Source organism: Streptomyces sp. NPDC026092 (assembly GCF_040638605.1).
Taxonomy (GTDB): Bacteria; Actinomycetota; Actinomycetes; order Streptomycetales; family Streptomycetaceae; genus Streptomyces.
In genome coordinates this window covers 1-4,227 of record NZ_JBEZYN010000045.1, presented here as the reverse complement: position 1 = coordinate 4,227, position 4,227 = coordinate 1, and the positions used below count along the sequence as shown (strand labels likewise).

Here is a 4,227-nt window from a genome sequence, read left to right as displayed (position 1 = left end):
GTAGACGGCCACACTCGCGATCCCCGCGTCCCGGCACGCCCGGGCCACACGGACTGCGATTTCGCCACGGTTGGCGATGAGCACCTTGCGCACGACGTATCAACTCCCCCGTTGATCCGAATACTTCACTTCAGCCTCGCTGCGGCTCGCCTCACAGGTCCAGGCGTGGCTGTACATATCTTGGTCAACTCCGTTATCAAACAAGCAAGTTGTCTCTCACGCACACTCCGCCGGCTCCGCGTACCACGCACGCATCCGCGGAAAGTGCGCGTCCTGCGCCGTACCCGGCGCCAACCGCCCCAGATCGGTCCAGATCGGTGTGCTGTCGAACCAGTGGTCGGTGGTCACCATCGCGAGGGCGCGCGAGGCTTCCGGGTCCTCGCGCAGAAGGTCGCGGGCCTGCGCCGGAGAGAGCTCCGGCAGCGTCGGCGCGAGCCCGGCGACGCCGGCCACGGCGCGCAGCAGTTCCGACGCCGGGACCGGAGCGGGCAGTGCCGCGTGGTAGACGGGCGCCGACAGGCGCGCCGCCGGGGCGAGCCCGACGCCCACCATCAGCGCGGCCAGTTCGGCCACGGAGAGGACGGAGAGCCTGGCGTCCCAGCTCGACGTCCCGCCGGGCAGCGCCCGCAGCAGCCGGGTGAGCCCGGGTACGACCCAGTCGTCGCCGCGGCCGTACACGAGGTAAGGGCGCAGCACGATGCCTCCGGCGGCCAGGACGGCGTCCTCGGCCGCCGCCCGGGTCCGTGACGTCGGCGACCCCGGGCTGCGTTCGAGTTCCTCCGGACGTGCGCCGCGGAAGGTGCCGCGGCCGTACACGGAGGCGGTGCTGAGGTGGACGAGGCGGGAGACTCCGGCGCGTCGCGCCTCGGCGACGAGCGCGGCGGTCCCCCGGGCGTTGACGGTGTGGTTGTCCTCGGGTGTCCCCCCGATCAGGGAGGCGCAGTGCAGCAGGACGTCGACCCCGTCACACGCGCCGCGCAGCGAGTCCGGTTGGGCGAGGTCGGCCCGTACGAACCGCACCGGGCCCGCTCCCGGCCGGTCCGGCGTACGGCGGTGGCTCATCAGGACCAGGGCGGCGCCCTGCCGGGCGGCTTCGGCGGCGACATGGCGGCCTGCGAACCCCGCCGCACCGGCGATCATCACGGTCTTCACCGGGCACCTCTCGGCTCTGCGGGCGGGGTCAACGGGCCGGCGTGCTCAGGGTGATGTCGGCGGTGAAGACGGTCGAACCGCCCTGCACGCCGCTCACACGCACGGGCGTCACACCCGCGAAGGGCTCGCCCGGGACCGCCTCCATGCGGCAGGGCGCGTCGAGTTCGGCGTACCGCGTGAAGGTGCTGTCGATTCCGGTGACGAGTGTGTCGGGGCAGCCGGTGGCCGCGTACGCGGCCTGCCTGGCCGCCTCCAGGAGCACCATGCCGGGTATGTGGTCGACGGGGTGGTCGAAGAAGATCGGATGCGAGCTGTCGATGCGCACGGCCCAGGAGCGACGGCCGTCGGCCGCGCCGCCCTGCCCGGTGACCGGCCCGCTGTCGACGTCCTCGGTGAGCACCACGTTCTCGGGGCTGAACCGCCCGACCGTCGCCGGGTCGACCGGTGGTCCCGCGACCTGCGTCGTGCTGGTGGGCCGGCCCTTGCGCAGCCTGCGGTAGACGTCCGGGGTGATGCAGGCGAAGGACGCGGAGGCGGTGGCAAGGCTCTTGCCGCCGATCATCACGGTCACGTCGTAGCGCATGCCGGAGAGCTTCTCGCCCCGCCGGACCACATCGCGGCACCGCGTGTACAGCTCGACCTCGGTGGGCTTCGGGCTCGAGAGGAGCAGCTCCGGGCTCGTGGTGACAGCGATGTCGCGCATCATGAACTGATGCCCCAGCGGCACCGCGAACTCGGCGTGTGCCAGCAGGGAACCGACCTGACGGACCGACTCGACCAGGAGCATCGGGTCCTGGTAGCCGCCGGACCGGGTGAAGAGGGAGTGGCCGCGCGGCCACTGCGCCCGGACCACGAAGGACTCGCCCGCCCCCTCCGGCTCCGCGACCGCCTGCCAGTCGGTGAGCAGGACCTCCGCGACCGCCGCACGGTGCACGAACTCGCGGGGCACGGTGGTGGTCAGGACGCTGTCCGTCATCGCCGGCAGATCGACGACAGCGGTGGTTCCGAACGCTCCCGACCTGTGCGTCCTGACGTTCCGCCGGGGCTCGTGCACTGAGAAGGCATGGGTCTGCGTCGACATGCGTGCCACTCCTGAGCTGCTGTGGGCAGGGGAAAACACCCCAGAAACCGGCGGCGCCCCCGTGCCGATGATCGGACCCCCCAAGTACAGACAGGTCTGTCCGATAAAGCAAGTAAAACTTGACCGCCGCTTTACCGTCACTTGCCACACCCCCCGCCACCCGGCCGCCCGACCCCCCAACCGGAGCCAGGGACTCCCTTTTGACGCTCCGTCAAGTGTCTGAGGCATCACTTGTATCTCTCTTTACAATCAGACAAGTCTGTTTGGTACCTTGGGCGTTGCCACCCTCCGACAGCCCGCGAGCCACGCCTGTCACCCAGGAGAGAACACCATGAACCCGCAGGTCATCGACACATTCGGGCCTCACCGCACAAAACGGGACCACCCCACGGGCCCGCTGCCAGGGCGTACAACCACGCCTGCTCCTCTGCTCTCGCCCGCGTCCGCGGTCGAGCACAGAGTCCTGCGCATCCTGGTCGTGGAGAACGAGACGGCCGCCGCCGAAGCGTTGGTCCAGGGCCTGATGCGACAGGGCCACCACGCCGAGCACGTGGACACCGGCGGCGCGGCCCTGAACGCCCACCACGAAGCCGACCTGGTCCTGCTCGACCTCGATCTGCCCGACCTGGACGGCCTCGAGGTCTGCCGCGGCATCCGGACGGTCAGCGACACCCCCATCATCACCGTCACCGCGCGCGGCAACGAGCTCGACCGGGTGCTCGGCCTCCAGGCCGGCTCCGACGACTACCTGGTCAAGCCGTACGGCTTCCGCGAACTCCTGGCCCGCATCGAAGCGGTGATGCGGCGCTCCGCCCCCCGCACCCGGACGGCGCACGCCATCTCGCACGGACCGCTGCACATCGACGCGTCGACGCGCGAGGTCACCCTGGACGGCGACGCGGTGGAGCTGACCCGCAAGGAGTTCGACCTGCTGCATCTGCTCGCCATGCGCCCCGGAGCCGTCGTCTCGCGCCGCCAACTGATGGCGCAGATCTGGGACGACACCTGGTCCCGGCGGGGACGTACCATCGACACGCACGTCAGCAGCCTGCGCGGCAAGCTCGGTTCCAGCAGCTGGATCATCACGGTCCGAGGCGTCGGCTTCCGCCTCGGCCACCCCTGAGCCTCCCGCACCCCCACCCGCCCGACCGCCCCCGGACGGCCGCTCGCCCCTGACTTTGGGCACGGACGTCCCACTGGAGAGAGGTCGGGCCATATGATGCAGACAAGTCGGTCTGCCAGCGAGCACAGGGACGAGAGATGGCACTGCAGGAACGCGGGATCAAATCCCGGAATCTGCTTCTGAGGGCTGCCGCGGAGGTCATCGACGAACGCGGCTACGACTCGGCGAGCACCACCGAGATCCTCGAGCGGTCGGGGCTGACCCGCGGCGCCCTCTACCACCACTTCCCCTCCAAGGAAGCCATCGCCGTCGCCCTGCTCGCCCTGCACGGCGAGGCGGTCACCGTGGCCGCGCAGCCGGTGCGGCTCCAGGCCGTCATCGACCACACCTTCGACTTCGCCTTCGGGCTCCAGCGCGACCCCGTGCTGCGCGCCTGCGTGCGCCTCGCGGTGGAGCAGAGCACCTTCCGCAGCCACGCGTTCACGCCCTATCAGCAGTCCGGCGAGGCCATTCAGACCCTGCTGGGTCAGGCGCAGGAGCAGGGCGAGCTGCTCCCCGGCATCGACCTGGCCGAGGCCGCGGACATGATCACCGGGACGTTCACCGGGATACAGGTGATGTCGCAGGTCCAGACGGGCCGGCAGGACCTGCCCGAGCGCGTCGCCATGATGTGGCGGTTCCTGGTGCCGGGCCTCGTCAACCCGGGCATGATCGGCCACTTGCGCCTCACTCCGGCGCCGGCATCGGCATCGGCATCGGCATCGGCATCGGCCGAACTGTCCGGTGCCGTACGGGAGTAGTCCGAACGGCTCCGAGGCCCCACGCCAAACGGTGCGCGGCGCCCGTCCCACGTCCGCGACGTGGGACGGGC

5 protein-coding genes are annotated in these 4,227 nt (G+C 70.6%); 2 read left to right on the top strand and 3 right to left on the bottom strand.

The window, feature by feature from the left end:
- The 3 genes from AB0F56_RS35900 to AB0F56_RS35890 all read right to left on the bottom strand — a co-directional run.
- Positions 1-93, bottom strand: a 93-nt coding sequence (locus tag AB0F56_RS35900; protein ID WP_280842533.1) for a biotin carboxylase N-terminal domain-containing protein, incomplete at its 3' end; no start/stop codon positions are given.
- Between the two features lie 123 nt (positions 94-216).
- Positions 217-1,152, bottom strand: coding sequence for an NAD-dependent epimerase/dehydratase family protein (locus AB0F56_RS35895; RefSeq protein WP_362017542.1), 936 nt, complete (start codon positions 1,150-1,152; stop codon positions 217-219).
- Positions 1,153-1,180: 28 nt separating this feature from the next.
- Positions 1,181-2,233, bottom strand: coding sequence for a ScbA/BarX family gamma-butyrolactone biosynthesis protein (locus AB0F56_RS35890; protein WP_362017540.1), 1,053 nt, complete (start codon positions 2,231-2,233; stop codon positions 1,181-1,183).
- 331 nt (positions 2,234-2,564) lie between these two features.
- Between AB0F56_RS35890 and AB0F56_RS35885 the strand changes: the two genes are divergently transcribed.
- Positions 2,565-3,356 (top strand): response regulator transcription factor, encoded by a 792-nt coding sequence (locus tag AB0F56_RS35885; RefSeq protein ID WP_362017538.1) that lies wholly within the window; start codon positions 2,565-2,567, stop codon positions 3,354-3,356.
- A gap of 137 nt (positions 3,357-3,493) precedes the next feature.
- Positions 3,494-4,156, top strand: a complete 663-nt coding sequence (locus AB0F56_RS35880) for a ScbR family autoregulator-binding transcription factor (RefSeq protein WP_362017536.1) — start codon at positions 3,494-3,496, stop codon at positions 4,154-4,156.
- The last annotated feature ends 71 nt before the right edge of the window (positions 4,157-4,227 follow it).

Excerpts from the sequence above, each read along its gene's own strand:
- AB0F56_RS35880 (WP_362017536.1), top strand. The coding sequence starts at position 3,494 with ATGGCACTGCAGGAACGCGGGATCAAATCCCGGAATCTGCTTCTGAGG.
- AB0F56_RS35885 (WP_362017538.1), top strand. The coding sequence starts at position 2,565 with ATGAACCCGCAGGTCATCGACACATTCGGGCCTCACCGCACAAAACGG.
- AB0F56_RS35890 (WP_362017540.1), bottom strand. The coding sequence starts at position 2,233 with ATGTCGACGCAGACCCATGCCTTCTCAGTGCACGAGCCCCGGCGGAAC.